Here is an 18,185-nt window from a genome sequence, read left to right on the forward strand (position 1 = left end):
GCTAGCTCTCACCAGTTCCACATCGTCCCGTCCTCGAGCCGCGCGACGGGCAGATAGGCGGGCTTGTAGGGATATTTCGCCGCCAGCGCCTCGTCGATATCGACGCCATGGCCGGGGGCCTCGCCGCAATACATCATTCCCGCCTCGAACCGGTAGTCGTGCGGGAAAACCGCGTCGGTCGCTTCGGTATGGCGCATATATTCCTGGATGCCGAAATTGGGCACCCAGCTGTCGAAATGCAGCGCGCAGCCCATGGTGACCGGCGACAGGTCGGTCGCCCCGTGGCAACCGGTGCGGACCTGATAAAGGCTCGCGAGATCGGCGATGCGGCGCAGATGCGTCAGGCCGCCCGCGCCGACGACGGTCGCGCGGATATAGTCGATCAGCTGGTTCTGGATCAGGTCCTTGCAGTCCCAGATGGTGTTGAAAATCTCGCCCACCGCCAGCGGCGTGACGGTGTGCTGGCGCACCAGCCTGAACGCCTCCTGGTTTTCCGCAGGCGTGCAATCTTCCAGCCAGAACAGCTGATAGGGCTCGAGCATCTTGCCGAGGTTCGCCGCTTCCTGCGGGGTATAGCGATGGTGGCCATCGTGCAGCAGATGATGGTCGAAACCATAGGTCTTGCGCAATTCCTCGAACAGCTTGGGCACATAGTTCAGCGCCCTGCGCGTGTCCCAGCCGGTGACCGAAGGCAGACTGGCATCGGCCGGTTCGTAATAGAGCTTGCCGCGTCCGACCCCATAGGCGTCCTTGATGCCGGGCACGCCGGTCTGTGCGCGGATCGCCTTGTAGCCCATGTCGATATAATGGCCGACCGCGTCGACCGTTTCGGCAATGTCGCTGCCATTGGCATGGCCATAGACCAGCACGCCGTCGCGGCTGCGTCCGCCCAGCAGCTGGTAAAGCGGCATGCCCGCCATCTTCGCCTTGATGTCCCACAACGCCATGTCGACCGCCGCGATCGCGCGCATCGTCACCGGGCCGCGCCGCCAATAGGCGCCGCGATAGAGATATTGCCAGATATCTTCTATCCGCTGCGGGTCCATGCCGATCAGACAGGGGATGACATGGTCTTCCAGATAGGAGACGACCGATAGCTCGCGTCCGTTCAGCGTCGCATCGCCGATGCCGTACACGCCCTGATCGGTCTCGATCTTCAACGTCACGAAATTGCGCCCGGGACACGTCACGATCACCTTGGCCGATTGTATCTTCATGAGATACGCCTCTCCCTTTCTGGATGTCATCTGCCGTCATTGGTAACGCACGGAACACCAAATGTAACATAATTGGTCATACCTATTTTTGTTAATCTGTTAGAAAATCCTCAGCCACCGTTGTCTCTCGGCTTCGACCAGAGCCGAAGCCGGACGCTGCGGCGCAAACTCCAAGCCGCGCTTTAGGCCTTGTCGTTTTATTGGCGGCTGTGGCATGGGTTGTTCGCGGCCGATTGTTCCCAATTGGTCAGGCCTTTGATCAGGAGCTGCTGCGCATGGCGCGACCCAGAAAGAACGCCCCCACCATCGAGGCGGCGCCGCCGCCCGAGCGGCTCTACCAGAAGCTGGCCAAGGATCTCTTTTCCGACCTGGTCGCGGGCCGCTATGCCGTGGGCGACCGCCTGCCCGCCGAGCGCGAGCTTTCGGTCCAGTACAATGTCTCGCGTCCCGCAGTTCGGGAAGCGATGATCGCACTCGAAGTCCAGGGGCTGATCGAAGTGCGCATCGGCTCAGGCGCCTATGTGCGCAAGCTGCCGGGCGAAACCGACGCACCGGGCTTCACCGTGACCGCCTTCGAGCTGATGGAGGCACGGCTGCTGATCGAGGGCGAAGCGGCGGCGCTTGCCGCGGTGCACATTCGCGAAGATGAACTGGACGAGCTCGAACGCCTGGTCGCCGAGATCGAGCGCGAGAACCTGATGCCCGGCGGCAGCACCCATGCCGACCAGGCCTTTCACATGCTGATCGCCACCGCGACGCGCAATGCGGTGATCCGCAACCAGATCGAGGAAATGTGGCGGTTGCGTTCGACCTCCCCCAATTGCGCGCTGCTGCTCGAAAAGGCACGCACCGCCAATGTTCAGCCGGTGGTCGAAGAGCACAAGGCCGTGCTCGATGCATTGCGCGCGCGCGATCCTGCAGCGGCGCGGGCGGCAATGCGCGGCCATATGTCCGCCGTTATCAATCACCTGCTGTTCGCGACCGAGGAAGAGGCTATTGAAGCCGCGCGGCGCAATGTCGCCTCTACCCGCGAACGCTATGCAAGGGCAGCGCAACTCTGACATGACCACAAGACCGTTACAGCTTCACCCCGACCGCCTCTTTCCGGTCGATCCCGATGTCCGCAGCATCACCCGGCGGCTTTACGAAAGCGTGCGCGATCTGCCGATCATCAGCCCGCACGGCCATACCGACCCGGCCTGGTTCGCCAGCGATGCGCCGTTCGAGAACGCGACCGCGCTTCTGCTGCAGCCGGACCATTATGTCTTCCGCATGCTTTACAGCCAGGGGATCGCTTTGGAGTCTCTTGGGCTGACACCGGTGTCTAAACCCGATGCCCCTGCTGTCGATCCGCGCGAGGCCTGGCGCATCCTGGCAAGCCACTATCACCTGTTCCGTGGCACGCCGTCGCGCATGTGGCTCGACTGGGTGTTTGCCGAAGCCTTCGGCCTCGATGTCCAGCTCGACGCCGGAACGGCCGATCACTATTACGACCATATCACCGAGCAGCTCGCGACGCCGGCCTTCCGTCCGCGCGCGCTGTTCGAGCGGTACCGGATCGAGGTGATCACGACGACCGAATCGCCGATCGACACGCTCGAGCATCACCAGGCCATCGCAGCGAGCGGCTGGCAGGGCCGAGTGCTCACTGCCTATCGCCCCGACCCGGTGATCGATCCCGAATTCGAGGGTTTTCTGGACAATCTGGCACGGTTCGGCGAACTGACCGGCGAGGATGTGTTCAGCTGGTCGGGCTATCTCGCCGCGCACTGCAAGCGCCGCACATTCTTCGCGCAGCACGGCGCGACCTCGACAGACCACGGCCACCCGACCGCGCAGACGGCAGACCTGCCGCGCGACGAAGCCAAGGCGCTGTTCGCCCGCGTGATTCGCCCCGATGTCACCCCCGGCGAGGCCGAGCTGTTCCGCGCGCAGATGCTCACCGAAATGGCGACGATGAGCGCCGAGGACGGCCTCGTGATGCAGATCCATCCCGGCGCCTTCCGTAACCACAATCCGGCGGTGTTCGCGCGCTTCGGGCGCGACAAGGGCGCCGACATGCCCAGCCGCACCGATTATGTGAATGCGCTGCGACCGCTGCTGGCGCGGCACGGCAACAATCCGGACCTGACGATCATTCTCTTCACGCTCGACGAATCGGTCTATGCGCGCGAGCTGGCACCGCTGGCAGGCCATTATCCGGCGCTTAAGCTCGGCCCGGCCTGGTGGTTCCACGACAGCCCCGAGGGCATGCGCCGTTTCCGCCATGCGATGACCGAGACCGCCGGCTTCTACAATACCGTCGGTTTCAACGATGATACCCGCGCGTTCCTCTCGATCCCGGCGCGGCACGATGTCGCGCGGCGGATCGATTGCGGCTTTCTGGCGCAGTTGGTCGCGGAGCACCGCATCGAGGATTGGGAGGCGGCGGAGCTGGCCCAGGAGCTCAGCTACAATCTCGCCAAAAAGGCCTACAAGCTGTGAGGCTGGGCCGCGAAACCGCAGCGCAGCTGGCCGCGAGTGTCGCGCGCCCCGGCTATGACCCGGCGGCGCAGAAATGCGGCATCGTCCATTTCGGAATCGGCGCGTTCCACCGCGCGCATCAGGCGGCCTATACCGATGCGGCGATGGCGGCAGGCGATCGCGACTGGCGCATCATCGGCCTGTCGCTGCGCTCGGGCGATGTGGCAGCGCAGCTCAACCCGCAGGACGGGCTTTACACGCTGGTCGAGCGGTCATCCGATGCGGTGGCGATGCGGCTGATCGGCTCGGTCGCCCGGGTCATCGTTGCGCCCAAAGCGCCGGATGACGTCATCGCCGCGATTGCGAGCCCGGACACGCACATCGTCAGCTTTACCGTGACCGAGAAAGGCTATGTCCGCCGTGCCGACGGGTCGCTCGATACCGACAATTCCGCTTTGGCATCCGATCTGTCCGGCAGCGTTCCGCGCACGATCTACGGCTTTATCGCGGCCGGGCTCGCCATGCGCAAGGCGGCTGGGCTGCCCGGTCTGACATTGCTTAGCTGCGATAATCTCGCCGATAATGGTCGTCAGCTCAGGCTGTTGATGCGCGCCTATCTTGACGCGACCAATCCAGTGCTGGCCGACTGGTTCGACACGCATTGCCGCTGCCCCGCAACGATGATCGACCGGATCGTCCCCGCGATGACGGTGGAGGACCGGGCCTGGGTCGCCGATCAGATCGGTCTCGAGGACGACGGCGCGATCATCACCGAGCCGTTCACCCAATGGGTAATCGAGGACGATTTCGCCGGCCCGCGCCCGCGCTGGGAGGCGGTCGGCGCGCAGCTGGTTGCAGACGTGCGGCCCTACGAGGCGGCCAAGCTCAGAATGCTCAACGGCGCGCATTCGGCGCTCGCCTATCTGGGGCTCGATGCGGGGCATGAATTCGTCCACCAGGCCGTCGCCGATCCGGCGATCCGCCCGGTGATCGAGACGATCATGCGCGAAGAAGCAGCCGCGACGCTCGATCCGGCAAGCGGCATCGACACGGTCGCCTATGCCGATAGCCTGCTAGACCGTTTCGCCAACAGCGCGTTGCAGCACCGGTTGATGCAGATCGCGATGGACGGCTCGCAAAAGATTCCACAGCGCTGGCTCGAGCCGCTGGCGGTCAACCAGGCGGCGGGACGTTCGTGCCCGGCCACGCTTCAGGCTCTAGCGGCCTGGGTTCGCCATGTCCGGGGCGATGTCCGTTCCGTGGACGATCCGCAGGCCCAGGCGCTAGCGCAACTTTGGCAGGCGCATGGTGCAAACGGCATAATCGAGGCACTGTTCGGATCACAGGGCCTGTTTGCGTCCACCTGGGTCGCCAGCGAGGCCGATCAGGTGCAAATCAAGGCTGCGCTTTTCCCCTGAAAACAGAAATCCCGGACCGGCACCTTCCCCTCGGCACCGATCCGGGACCAGGCCCCCCGGCCTTTCGTCAAACCTCAAGGCGTACGCGCGCCCGGCAGCAGGTCGCCATATTTCTTCTCGAGTTCGCGAGTGAATTCGTCGCGCTTGCGTAACGCGCCCAGCATGCCCAGCGCGTCGAAAGACGCCACCTGCGCTTCGATCATCGCCGCGCCTTCTCTGCCCCACTCGGCGCGCTGCGCCTCGGTGATCGGCTCGGCAAAGCCGCCATGTTCGGCAGGATCGGCATAGAAGCTGCCTGCGGGCGTGCCGTTATACGGCGGCACGAAGCGTGACAGGTTGCTCGGATCGCGGATGATCTCGTGTTTCGGCTGGCTGAGGCCGACCGGAATATCGTTCAGTCGCCCCACCAACTGATAGGCGCCGAAGATCGTGAGATTGCGGCCATTGGGCGGGCCACCGCCAAAGCCGGGGCGCGCCTCGCCCGGCTCGACCTTGCGCACCATGCCGGTGTCCATCCACAGCACCGGAACGTGCATCTCGTCGAACGTTTCGCGCACCAGCGGCAGCAGGGTCGCGGGCGATGGACCGTGCGAGGTCAGGAAGACGATGCGACGGAAGCCCTGGCGGATCAACGAGCGGGTCAGGACCTTGAGATAGGCAAGACCTTCCGAAGGGCTGACCTGGACCGTCGCCGGGCTGGTGGTGGTACCGCCCGGATAGAAATAGGCAAGATAGGGCATCACCAGCCCGTCCGATTTCTCGGCGAGCTTGATCGCATAGGCGAGCGGGATGACATATTCGACATCGGTCGGCGCGCCACCGTTCACCTCGGTCGGACCGACGGGTACATAGAGCACGTCGTTGCGCTTGAGATATTCGCTGACCTCATAGCCGGTGAGCGAGGTCAGCAGCCGGGTGCGCATCTGGGAAATGGCGGGAGCCGCCGCACCAGCGACAGGGGCATCGGCGGCATGGGCACTGGGCACCAGGGTTGCGAGGGCCAGACCGATGGCGGTCGCGGCGCGGATCGACCGCGATGTGCAATGGAACATGAGAAGACACATCCAAAAAAATGGGCGGAGGCATGACAGCCTCCGCCCGCCCAGGGGGGAAATCAGAACTCAAAGCGGACGCCCACGCGATAGGAAAGGCCGAGCAGGTCGTACCAGGCGTTGTTGTTGATCGCGGGCAGCGGCGGCGCCTTGTTGAACAGGTTGTTGACGACGAAATAGAGCTGCTGCTTGGTGCCTTCTTTGCCAAAATTATAGCTCGCACCGATGTTCACATACCCCACGGCCGGAATGATGTTATTGCTGATGCTGTTGACCAGCGCCGGGCTATAGGCGGGATCGTCGGGGCCAACCTGTGCATTGTTCTGGCGGCTGCGGCTGATCCAGCGATACTGGACATTCGCCTCGAACCGGCTGTCGCGATAGCCCAGATTGGCATTGACCGCCCAATCGGGCAGGCCAGGGCTGCCGCCGAACAGCGCACCGGTCTGGCCCGCGCGGTTGACGCCATTGGGGAAGAGCGGCGAGATATCGAAGCTCGACCGATATTCGATGACATGCGTCGCCTGGGCCGAAAGGACCAGACGTCCCGGCAAGCTCGCGACAAAGTCGCTGAGCGGCTGGGTGTAGGACAGACCGAAATCGAGCCCCTTGGTGCGGAACTGCGCAAAATTGGCATTCTGTGCGACGACCGACTGGACCGCCCCGGTAGTGATGTTGTTGTTGGCGAAGGTGATCAGCTGGCAGAACGGATTGGCCGGATCGCCGACGCCGGTGCCGAGGCAGTTGGTCAGCACCGATGCCGCCGCATTCGCGCCGATCGCCTCACGGATCTTGATCTGGTAGTAATCGACCGAGAATTGCAGGCGGCTGAGGAAACGCGGATTGAATACCGCGCCCAGCGTCGTGGTCCGCGCGATTTCGGGCTTCAAGTTGACATTGCCGCCGGCAACCACGTCGTACTGATATTGCGGCTGGCCGGCAAAGGCCGGGCGCAAATCGGCATAAAGCGGCCGCGGCACGGTCTGCACCGCCGCCGTGAACAGCTCTGGCAGGCTGGGCGCACGGATATCGCGCGACAGCGTGCCGCGCAGCAGGATGTCGGGGATCGGCTTCCAGGTCAGCCCCGCCTTCCAGGTCGTGACCGAGCCCGATGTGCTGTAATCGGTCAGGCGGACCGCACCGTTGAGGTCGAGCGCGCCGGTGAACCAGTCTTCGCTCAGCAGCGGCACGATCGCCTCCAGATAGGCTTCCTTGACCGACTGATCGGCCTTGGGGAAATTCCGCGGAGCGCGGGCCATGAACCCGCCGGCCTGGCTGATCGGATCGACCCGGGTGAGGAAGCTCTCCTCGCGATATTCGACGCCCGCGCCCAGCGAGACCGGGCCAGCCCAGATCGAAAAGGCCTCGCCATTGACGTTCGCCGCCGCCTCGAACAGCGTGGTGATGGCGACCGCGTCCGACGTGCCGAACGCATAGGCATAGGCCTCAGGCGAATAGCTGGCCCGGCCCAGAACGTTGATCGGCTGGCAGCCAGCCGCGCGAGCAGCCGCATTGGCGCAGACGATCTGACCGTTCAGGCTGATCGCGTTGACGGCATTGAGGAAATTGGCGGTGATTGCGGTGTTGGACTGGATCTGCTCGCTGCGGTTGCGGCCATAGGCCAGCGTCGCATCCCAGCGCCAGCTCGATCCGATGGTGCCCTTGAGGCCGCCGGCAAAGCTGTACAGCCGCCCTTGGTTCTTGATGCGCGGCGGGCCGAAATCGTTGCCGAGATAGCCGATGGTCAACGACCCGTTGGCCGGGATCAACGCCAGCTGCGCCGGCGTCAGCGCCGCCTGCAGATAGGGATTGTTGCGACTGAGCGAGAGGAAACCGGTGGTTCCGCCCGTGGCCGCGCGGATCTGGGCGCTGATGTTCTCGGCCTCGGTCTCGGCATAAATGCCGCGCACCCAGGCGGTGACATTGTCGCTGAAATCGAATTCCAGATTGCCCACCAGATTGTAGCGCTGCGTCGCTGCGCGCAGCACCTGATAGGGCAGAACGTTGGTGCCGCCGACCATGTTGGTGCCGATCTGGCCCTGATAGAGCCCGGCATTGAACGGGGCGGTCGTCGGCTGGCCATTGGGGCCGATCACGAACTGCAGGTTGCGCAAGCCCGCAGGATTGCCCGCGGCGGTCGGCGTGATCAGGCCGCCGGGGGTCAGCGTGCCGAACAGCACGTTGTCGGTGACAAGATTGGCTGGCAGTCCCGCCGCCCGGCCCGCGCCGAATGTGACCGTGCTGACATTGCGCAGGCCCCAGGGCCGTCTGTCGTTGAACAGCGCGGTGCCGTCGTTGATGCTGACCTCGCCGCCCAGAATGAAACGACCGCGACCATCGGCGAACTTCGTGCCGAACGCGGCCGAGACGAAAAAGTCTTCCGCATCGCTGTATCTGGTCTGTCCACCCTGGATATTGAACTTGAAGCCTTCAAGCCCGGTATTCAGCTTGAGATTGACCACGCCCGCGACAGCGTCCGAACCATAGGCAGCCGATGCGCCGCCGCTGACGACATCGATGCTTCCGATGAGAGCGGTAGGAATGACGTTGAGATCGGTCGCACCTGCCACCGTCGATCCCGGCTGGTTCACCGGGGGCAAGCGCATGCGATCGAGCAGCACCAGCGTGCGCACCGGCGTCAGGCCGCGAAGATCGATATTGTTGCCGCCGGGATTGCCGATACCGCCGCTTTCGGGCGATTGGGTACGACGAAAGCTGGGAATTTCGTTGATGACGTCAGCCACGTTCACGGCAGCGCGATTTTCCAGCGTGGCAGCGGTGACCACGACCGTCGGCGTCGGGGCAGTGAAGCCGGCGCGATCGATGCGCGACCCGGTCACGACGATTGCCTGGACCTCGCCAGAATCTTCCTGGTCCGCTGTTTGGGTTTGATCGGCAGGCTGTTCCGCCGTCTGGGCTACAGCCGGTATGGCCAATCCTTGCGCGCCAACGCTAGCCAGCAGCCATAATGCCTTGCGCATCACTCTCTCCCCGATATGCTTATTGGTCATGCCACTTTGCACATTTGGCTATGCCATACAAATTTATAAGTCCTATCGAAAAGCATTGATGCAGCTTATCGGTTCATGACAAACGAGCGGTTCAGGGGCTGAGGCCACGGGTCTGACACGCTCCGGGCGCGGCACGTGAAGCACAAAAAAAGGGGCCGGACTTCTGCAAGCCCGGCCCCTCCTCCCGTTTTTTTCTAGCGCCTTTCAGACGTTCGTCAGAACTCGCTCCAGTCGTCGTCATCGACCGCAGGGCTGAGCGCGAGATTGCCACTCGTGCGCGGAACCGGGCGCGGCTTGGCGACCGGGCGGCTGAAGCCACCCGAGCTTGCCGGCGCCGCCGCGCGGCCGTGCGAGGTCTTCAGGCGGAAGCGGCCGACCAACGAGGCGAGCTCGTCAGCTTCCGATGCCAGCGTACGTGCAGCAGCGGTGGTTTCCTCCACCATTGCGGCGTTCTGCTGGGTCATCTTGTCCATGTCGCCGACCGAGGTGTTGACGCTGCGCAGGTTCGACGACTGGGTTTCGGCCCCGTCGGCGATTTCTGCGACCATGCGGCTCACATCGCCGATGCGGCCCATGATGCGGTCGAACATCTTGCCGGTCTCCGCGACCAAGCTGACGCCTTCCTGTACCTGCTCGCTCGACGCGGTGATCAGCGCCTTGATGTCCTTGGCGGCATCGGCGGAGCGCTGGGCGAGGCTGCGAACCTCGTTGGCGACGACCGCAAAGCCCTTGCCCGATTCACCCGCGCGCGCAGCCTCGACCCCGGCATTGAGCGCCAGCAGATTGGTCTGGAAAGCAATGCTGTCGATGACGTTGATGATCTGGCCGATCTCTTGCGAGCTGCGCTCGATCGCATCCATCGCGCTGACCGCCTTGTCGACGACCTGCCCGCCTTCATTGGCATCCTTGTGCACGGTGTCGATTTCGATCCGTGCCGTCTTGGCGCTGCTGGCGGACTCGCTGACCATGCCGGTCACCTTGTCCATCGCGCTGGCCGCACCTTCGAGGCTGGCCGCCTGCTGTTCGGTGCGCTGCGACAGATCCTCGGACGCCGCACGGATTTCGCCGGCGCCGTTGTGGACGCTCTGCGCCGAGCTGGCGACGCTCGACAGGCTGGTTTCCAGCCCCTCGACCGTGCGGTTGAAGGTCATGCGCAGGCCGTCGTAATTGGCAGCAAAAGGCTCGGTGATCTGATAGGTCATGTCGCCCGATGCGAGCGCCTCCAGCCCCTTGCCGAGCGCGGTCACGACATTGGCCTGATCCTGGTCAGCGCGCGCCTTGGCGACAGCGGCATCGCGGAACACGACCACGGCACGGGCCATGTCACCCAGCTCGTCCGCGCGGTTCACGTCGACGTTGATCTCGTTCTTGCCCGCAGCCAGGCTCGCCATGGCGTCGGTCAGGCGGGTGATCGGCAGAGCGATGGCGCGGCTCAGCGCAACGGCAAGACCGATCGCGATACCGATCAGCGCGATGCCGCCCAGCACCAGCGCGACAATGGCCGAGGTCAGCGCCGAATCCTGCCGCGCGGAGTTCCGCTCGATCGAAGCCAGTTCGGCGTCGCGAATGTCGCGCAGCGGCAGCACCGCCTTGCTCACCAGCACAGCCTTGCCGGCATTGCGCACCGCTTCGACCGCAGCCTCGCCGCGGCCCTGCTGGGTCCACTTGATGAGCTTGTCGCCCCAGTTCTTGCGCCAGGCGAGCGTTTCGTTGCGCGCCTCTTCCAGCAGCTTCAGATGCGCCGGGTTGACGATCAGCGTTTCCAGTTCCTTGGCGGCGGCGTCATATTCGTCGCGGCCCTCGTAATAGGATTTCAGATAGCTCTCGTCGCCCGTCACCAGAAAGCCGCGAAACTGGCTGTTCTGGCGGAGCAGCGAGGTCTCAAGCACCTGGACCTTGCCGTAGATGAGCTGCGAATGATTGTTCTGCTCCGTCGATGACTGGATCATCCACAGATTGACGGCGAAGACGATCATCATCAGCGCAGCCGAGCTGCAGATCATCAGGAAGGACAGGCTGAGCTTCCGTGGAATGTTCAGTTTGTTCAGCATGATCAAGCCTTTGTGGTCCAGGTGGTATGGGCGCCCGCCCCGGGGCGCCGGAACAGCCGGAATGCGGCTGGTGCGATGTCCCGAGGCAGGCCGCGCATCAGAAGAAGAACCTTGCAGATGCCGACACGGTGCGGCCGTACATGGTGCGTCCCATCACGACCCCCGCTGCCGGAATGGCGCCTTCGGACACGCCGGTAATCGCGCGCTCGTTCAGCAGGTTGCTGGCGTTCACGCTGAATTCCAGCCGCTCCATCGGACGGAACTGGGCAAACGCGCCCACGGTGGTGAAGGCAGGCAGACGGAGCAGGTTGACGTCCTGCGCGAAGCTGCCGGTCTGTCCGATCACGTTGAATCCGACCGAGAACATGTCGCTGTCGAATTGCGGACGGATTCCGTAGAGCAGCTTGGGCTGACCGCGCGGGATGTTGCCGACCAGCGCCGGGTTTTCTGCCGCATCGATCTCCGCCTCGGTATAGGTGGCGTGCGCCGTCACGCTGAACGGACCGCGGCGGATGCCGCCCTCGAACTCCAGACCATAGGCCTTGTACGAACGGGCGACCGTGGCGAGTTCCGCCAGACCGGTAGTTGCATTCGTGCGCAGCTGCGAGTTGGTCTCGTCGGTCAGCGCATAGAAGCCGGTCAGGTTGAGGAAGATGCCGTCCTTGCGATATTTCAGGCCCAGTTCTGCCTGGCGCAGCACGTCATGTCCTGCGACGCTGTTGACGAGCGCGCCCGTCACGGTGCTGACCGCCGGCGTGAACAGGATCTTGTCCGCCCCTGCGCGACCGCCGCGGCTGTAGCGCGCGAAGATCGAGAACGGCTCGGACACGCGATAGTTGGTGCTCAGCGAGTACGAGACATAATCGTGGTTGTAGTTGACCGGGAAGGTCACGTTATTGGGAATGAACGCAACGCGGCTTTCCGGCACGGAAATCACGCCATTGCCGTTCATGTCGAACGGACGCGTTCCGGCATCGTTGATGATGTTGCCGCGAACGCGGACATTGTCCCAGCGGATCGAACCGCCGATGGCAATCTTGCCCTTGGCGAAGTTGAACGATCCGAACGGTGCGGTCACCTGATAGTTGAGATCGGTGTTCTTCGAATTGCCGGCGCCGCCTGCGCTGCCATAGACCAGGATGCCGCCGTCAGTGACGGGGATGCCGGTAGCGGTGCGCAGGTTGACCGCGACCGACCGACCGCCGCCAACGATGTCCTGCAGGAAGGTGGTGAAGCCGATTTCCGAGACATATTCCTGGCTCGAACGGTACAGGCCCGCCGTCGTGGTCAGATCACCGCCGCCGACATTCCATACCCGGCTGACGCGCAGGTCATTGGTCATGTTGCTGACATCGGGAACATCGGAGTCGACAATGAACGAGACGTTGAGCAGGCCGTTACCCGACGGGTCGAAGGGCTGGCCGGCGCGCGGACCCGCCGCATAGCTGGCGGTCGCACCCGGGCCGGCGAAACGGGTGGCAAATGCTGCCGCCGGCGCTGCTGCCGAGGGAAACAGGATCAGGCTGCGCAACGACTGGTCGGCATAGCGGAACCGGTTGGTGACCGACCATTCGCCCAGGCTGAACTGCGCGTCGAAGCCCAGCGACTTGGACTTGGAGTGCGTACCTTCTGCCAGGGTCTGGCGCGTCGGCGTGCCCGAGGTGCCCAGACGCAGCGAGTTGGGCAGCAACGGCGAGACCAGCGAGTCGGTGCGGGTGTCGAGACCGGGGACGTCCGAATAGGACGGATCGGCATTGGTGCCGGTAACGCGCAGCGGCGTGTTGATGAAGCTGGGCGCCCGATCATCGAGCAGCTTGGCATAAACGCGGATATAGCCGCCATCGAACTGCTTGGTGACGTTGAACTTGACCTGTCCGCCGCGCATCGAGTTCATGCCGGTTTCGCGCGGACCTTCGCCTTCGCGGTAGAAACCGCCAACATGGAAGCGCCAGCCATCGCCGAGACGCGCGCCATAATCGAAATCGGTGCGATAGCTTTCGAAATCGATGCCGACCGTGCCCATCACCGATCCGCCTTCGACTTCGCCGGTCTTGGAGATCAGGTTGATCACGCCGCCCGGCGCATTCGAGGCGAAGGTCGATGCCGATCCGCCACGGATCGATTCCACCTGCGCGACATTGAGGTCGGCGCGGATGAAGATGTCCGGCGTGAGGGTGAGCAGGTCACCGAATTCGAGCACCGGCAGGCCGTCTTCCTGCAGCTGGATGTATTTTGCGCCGTCGTTGACCAGCGGCAGACCGCGCACGGTGTAGCTGTTGCCGCCCTCACCCGTCGCGGCGTTGACGCGGATGCCGGGAATGTTGCGGAACAGTTCGGCCAGCGATCGCGGCGCGATGGAGATGATGTCGTTTTCCTTGATTGCGCTGGTCGAGGTCGCGCTGTTCAGACGGTCACGGCCGCGTGCCACGCCAGTGGTGACCATATCGCCTTCATCGACAGTACGGCTCGCCTCCCAAGCCGTCATCGGCTTGTCTTCCTGCGCCAAGGCCGGCGTGGCCATGGCGACCATCGCGATGGCCACGGCGGCCGTGCAAGTCGAACCGTGATATTTGAAGAAATTCATGAATTGCCCCTGCTGTAAAACACTTTCCCAACCGGCCTATTTGATTCCAATTAAAGCGTGGTTAACGCCGATTGACCAAGTTGCCGGGAAATGTTGCCTGACGCGAAACGCCCGGAAATCAGGGATTTCCGCAAGGCCCTTGCGCGCCTGACACAGTGCGGCGCCCGCGACGCTGAACAGCCCCGCGAGCGCCGCAAACTTGTCGCCGGTGGCCCCCTGCCACTGGCAGTGTACCAGCAGACAAGGGGCGAGCCGTTGACGCACCGATCAGAAGAAGAAGCGCGCCGATGCGGAGATCGAACGGCCGAACAGCGGCCGCGCCATCACCACGCCGGATGCCGGGATCGCTCCTTCGGAAATTCCGGTGATGGCGCGCTCGTTCAGCACGTTGTTGGCGTTGATGCTGAGCTCAAGCCGCTCCATCGGACGGACCTGTGCGAACAGGCCAACCGTGGTATAGCCCGGCATGCGCAGCTGGTTGACGTCCTGGCTGAAGCTGTCGGTCACCCCGATGATGTTGGCACCGACGGTGAACAGGTCGGTGTCGAATTGCGGCGTCAGCCCGAAGAGCAGCTTGGGCTGGTTGCGCGGGATGTTGCCCACCAGCGCCGGATTCTCGGCGCTCTTGATTTCCGCTTCGGTATAGGTCGCGTGCGCCGTGATGCTGAACGGACCGCGGCGGAAACCGCCCTCGAATTCGAGACCATAAGCTTCATAGCCGCGCGTGACCGAGAGCAGCTCGAGCTGGCCCGTGGCGGGATTGGTCAGAATCTGCGAGTTCGTGTCATCGGTCTTGGCATGGAAACCGGTCAGATTGAGGACCAGGCCATCCTTGCGGTATTTCAGTCCGATTTCTGCCTGGCGCACGCTGTCGTCGCCTGCCGCCGGATTCAGCAGGGCGCCCGTGGTCGGGCTGATTGCCGAGGTGAAGAGAATCTTGTCGGCTGCGGCGCGACCGCCGAGGCTGTAGCGGGCAAACATCGCAAAGGGTTCGGCGATGCGATAGTTCACGCTGACCGAGTAGGACAGATAATCGTGGCTGTAACGGACCGGCTGGGTCACGCCGACAGGGACGAAAGACACCTGACGTTCGGGTGCAGAAATGACGCCGTTGCCGTTCATGTCGAAGGTGCGGACGCCGCTGTCGTTCATCGCATTGCCCCGCGCCCGGCTGTTATCCCAGCGCACCGAGGCACCGATGGCGATCTTGCCCTTGGCAAAGTTGACCGAGGCAAAGGGTGCGGTGGTCTGATAGGTCACGGCATTGTCGCGGATGTTGCCCGCAGCGCCCGGGCCGCCGAAATTGCGATAGCCGCCATCGGTGACCAGAGCGCCTGCCGCAGTAACGAGGTCGAGCGGCACCGCCTGGCCTCCCCCCACAACGTCCTGGAAGAACGTGGCAAAGCCGATTTCGGAGATGAACTTCTGGTTCGAACGATACAGGCCCGCGGTGGTCGTCAGATCGCCACCGGCGACGGGCCATACCCGGCTGATGCGCAGATCGTTGGTCATGTTGCTCACATCGGGCGCGTCATTGTCCGAGAAGAACGACAGGGCGACCAGGCCATTGCCGCCCGCAGCGCTGAACGGCTGCCCGGCACGCGGTCCGGATGCATAGCGGAACGCTCCGCCCGCGCCGCCGAAGCGCGAGGCAAACTGCGCAGCCGGCGCTGCCGACGAGACGACAAGCGTGGTGTTGCGCGTCGATTGGTCGGCGTAACGGAAGCGGTTGGTGACGGTCCAGTCACCCAGGCTGAACTGCGCCTCGAAGCCGAGCGTCTTGGCATTCGCCTCGACACCGTTGGTGAAATTGCGGCGACGGACCTGGCCCGACGAACCGAGCGTCAGCACGACCGGCAGCGTCGGCGAAAGCAGCGAATCGGTGCGGCTGCTGACCCCGGCAGGATCGCGGAACGACGGATCGGCATTGGTGCCGGTCACCAGCAGCGGCGTGCCAGTAAAGGTCGGCACGCGGTCGTCGAGCAGCTTGCCATAAACGCGGATATAGCCGCCGTCGAACTGCTTGGTGACGTTGAACTTCACCTGACCGCCGCGCGCGGCGTTGAACCCGGTTTCACGGATTCCCTCGCCCTCGCGGTAGAAGCCGCCGACGTGGAAGCGCCAGCCATCGCCCAGCTGGCCACCATAGTCGAAATCGGTGCGATAGCTTTCAAAGTCGACGCCCACCGTCGCCATCACCGATCCGCCTTCGACCTCTCCGGTCTTCGAGATGAGGTTGATGACGCCGCCCGGCGCGTTCGAGGCGAAGGTCGAGGCCGATCCGCCACGGATCGATTCGACCTGGCCGACATTGAAATCGGCGCGGACGAAGATATCGGGCGTCAGGCGCATCAGATCGCCGAATTCCATCACCGGAAGGCCATCTTCCTGGATCTGGATATACTTGCTGGCACCATTGACCATCGGCAGCCCGCGGACGGTATAGTTGTTCTGCGCCTCACCGGCCGCCGCTTCGACGCGGATCCCCGGAATGTTGCGGAAAAGCTCGGCCAACGACCGCGGCGCCAGGCGAACGATGTCGTTCTCCTTGATCGCGCTGGTCGAGGTCGCGCTGTTCAGCCGGTCGCGGCCGCGTGCCACACCGGTGGTAACGACATCGCCTTCATCGACCGTGCGGCTTGCCTCCCAGGCAGTTTGCGGCTTGTCTTCCTGCGCCGCCACCGGCGCTGCAAAGGCGGAAACGATCGCGACAGTCGATGCACAGCTATAGATTGCAGTTGTAAGAGATTTCACTTTGAGCCCCCCAAAACTATTGGATGGGGCAGCGGTTAAGTTTGCATGCTTAAAGCAAAGTTAAACGCACTGCGCTCAGCGAATACTTGGCTCCTCGCTCTTTTTAAGCTTGAACCATAGCCCAGAAATGGGGGGAAAGTGGCTCAAATCCAACGGTTCTCTCGATACTGGCGCTCCGATCGCTCGCCCCGCAATGTTCGCCTGCGAACCTTTGCATAAAACTTAACATGTTGATTTTCCAATATTTGCAATTGTTGCAATCATAATTGCAAAATTAGCAAGCATCAGCGATTCGGCGCCGCTTTATCAGTGTCGATGCCCTTGTTCTGCTCCGCGCGCTCCGATTCGCCGGACCTTGACCAGCCAATCAGCGATTCGCATGATGCCGAACAGGTCAAGTCATGACGCGCCATCCCGACTTTGTTAACCACTTGTTTACGCTGATTACCTAGCCAGTTGGACGGGGGTCGGGAGTGTTTGCCGACTTGTTCGTTGGCGAGAATCATGTCTGCACTCATTTCCAAAGAGAATATCGCCGGAACGACGCACCCGCCGCGGGCCAAGGCATCTCCGATAACACCGATCGCGCCCTTTGCCCTGGCGCCCGTACATGCAGAGCTGTCGCGTCAGGCTGCCGTCTGCCGGAACCTGGGGTCGGACTTCGTCGCCCGCGTGCTCGAGGCCGCCGAACGCCAGCTTTCCCACGCCCCGATGACCGAAGCGGTGATCGCGACCTGGCCGGGCGACCGCGCCGCAGCGGCGCTCGCCATGCGGTTGAACGGCGCGCTCCATGCCGTTGCCCGGCGCGGCACCGTTCCTGAACTCAGCGCGTTGTACCGGGGCGAACATGCCGATTTCGATCGCGCCCTGGCGATTGCGCTGGCGCATTCCGACGCATTCATTCTGCAATGGCTGCGCGATCCCACCCAGACCAACGAAGTCGGCCGGTCCGCCGCCCTGATGGCGGCGCTGATGGTGGCCGCAGACCGCTTTGCCCTGCCGTTCGAACTGCTCGAACTTGGCACCAGTTGCGGCCTCAACCTCAATCTTGGTCGTTACGGATTCGATCTTGGCGGAGTGAAGGCGGGCGACCCTGCGTCAGCGCTGCAAATCACCCCCGAATGGCGCGGCCCGCAACCGGTCGCCGCGCCGGTCAGCATTGCATCGGCCAGCGGGGCGGATCTGCACCCGCTCAACGCCCGCGATGCCGATAGCTGCGAAAGACTGCTGGCGTTCATCTGGGCCGACCAGCACCACCGCATCGCCCGGCTCGAGCATGCGCTCGATATCGCCCGCGCACATCCGCCCCAGATCGACGAGGCCGAGGCTCTGGAGTGGATCGCGCAGAAGCTGGCGGCACCGCAATCGGCCGACACCTGCCGTGTCGTCGTCCATTCGATGTTCCGCCAATATCTGCCCGAGCCGCAGCGCGCACGCCTCGCGGAGATCATCGTGCAGTCGGGCCAGTTCGCGACCGAGCGTAAGCCGCTCGCGTGGATCAGCCTCGAATGGACGCCTGATCGCAGCGAGGTGCGGCTGTCGCTGACCTGCTGGCCGAGCGGCGAGCAGCGGTTCCTGGCGACCTGCCATCCTTATGGCGAATGGATTCATTGGCGCTGATCGCCGGGCCGCTTG

Annotated in this window: 11 protein-coding genes; 4 read left to right on the forward strand and 7 right to left on the reverse strand. The window is 63.5% G+C overall.

What is annotated here, in order from left to right; genetic code table 11:
• Positions 1 to 8: 8 nt before the first annotated feature.
• Complete coding sequence (gene manD, locus OPU69_RS10500) at positions 9 to 1,217, reverse strand: D-mannonate dehydratase ManD (protein WP_060978699.1); 1,209 nt, start codon at positions 1,215 to 1,217, stop codon at positions 9 to 11.
• A gap of 275 nt (positions 1,218 to 1,492) precedes the next feature.
• Here manD and OPU69_RS10505 point away from each other — a divergent pair, with 275 nt between their 5' ends.
• From OPU69_RS10505 to OPU69_RS10515, 3 genes are read left to right on the forward strand one after another with little or no spacing between them, the layout of a single operon-like run.
• On the forward strand, positions 1,493 to 2,278 hold the full coding sequence (locus OPU69_RS10505) for a FadR/GntR family transcriptional regulator (protein WP_060978710.1): 786 nt from the start codon (positions 1,493 to 1,495) through the stop codon (positions 2,276 to 2,278).
• Between the two features lies 1 nt (position 2,279).
• On the forward strand, positions 2,280 to 3,701 hold the full coding sequence (gene uxaC, locus OPU69_RS10510; protein WP_498510878.1) for a glucuronate isomerase: 1,422 nt from the start codon (positions 2,280 to 2,282) through the stop codon (positions 3,699 to 3,701).
• Entirely contained in the window at positions 3,698 to 5,098 is a 1,401-nt protein-coding gene (locus OPU69_RS10515; RefSeq protein WP_498510880.1) for a mannitol dehydrogenase family protein, read from the forward strand. Before uxaC ends, OPU69_RS10515 begins: the two co-directional genes overlap by 4 nt.
• Positions 5,099 to 5,172: 74 nt before the next feature.
• Here OPU69_RS10515 and OPU69_RS10520 read toward each other — a convergent pair whose 3' ends face one another.
• The 6 genes from OPU69_RS10520 to OPU69_RS10545 all read right to left on the reverse strand — a co-directional run bounded on the left by OPU69_RS10520 (position 5,173) and on the right by OPU69_RS10545 (position 17,056).
• Entirely contained in the window at positions 5,173 to 6,150 is a 978-nt protein-coding gene (locus OPU69_RS10520; protein WP_498510881.1) for a creatininase family protein, read from the reverse strand.
• 62 nt (positions 6,151 to 6,212) lie between these two features.
• Positions 6,213 to 9,131: a TonB-dependent receptor domain-containing protein gene (locus OPU69_RS10525; RefSeq protein ID WP_498510883.1), complete on the reverse strand. Its 2,919-nt coding sequence runs from the start codon at positions 9,129 to 9,131 to the stop codon at positions 6,213 to 6,215.
• Between the two features lie 245 nt (positions 9,132 to 9,376).
• Positions 9,377 to 11,212: a methyl-accepting chemotaxis protein gene (locus OPU69_RS10530; protein ID WP_060978694.1), complete on the reverse strand. Its 1,836-nt coding sequence runs from the start codon at positions 11,210 to 11,212 to the stop codon at positions 9,377 to 9,379.
• Positions 11,213 to 11,309: 97 nt separating this feature from the next.
• Entirely contained in the window at positions 11,310 to 13,796 is a 2,487-nt protein-coding gene (locus OPU69_RS10535) for a TonB-dependent receptor domain-containing protein (RefSeq protein ID WP_208597955.1), read from the reverse strand.
• 267 nt (positions 13,797 to 14,063) lie between these two features.
• Positions 14,064 to 16,550 carry a TonB-dependent receptor domain-containing protein gene (locus OPU69_RS10540; RefSeq protein WP_208597954.1) on the reverse strand — a complete coding sequence of 829 codons (2,487 nt, stop codon included), beginning with the start codon at positions 16,548 to 16,550 and terminating at the stop codon, positions 14,064 to 14,066.
• A 284-nt stretch (positions 16,551 to 16,834) separates the two neighbouring features.
• Entirely contained in the window at positions 16,835 to 17,056 is a 222-nt protein-coding gene (locus OPU69_RS10545; protein WP_155646040.1) for a hypothetical protein, read from the reverse strand.
• On the opposite strand from OPU69_RS10545, the gene OPU69_RS10550 reads away from it, so the two are divergent.
• Positions 17,055 to 18,170, forward strand: coding sequence for a DUF2332 domain-containing protein (locus OPU69_RS10550; protein WP_081097186.1), 1,116 nt, complete (start codon positions 17,055 to 17,057; stop codon positions 18,168 to 18,170). The two genes, OPU69_RS10545 and OPU69_RS10550, sit on opposite strands and share 2 nt — an antisense overlap.
• Positions 18,171 to 18,185 lie beyond the last annotated feature (15 nt).

Source organism: Blastomonas sp. 34TW (genome assembly GCF_059803595.1).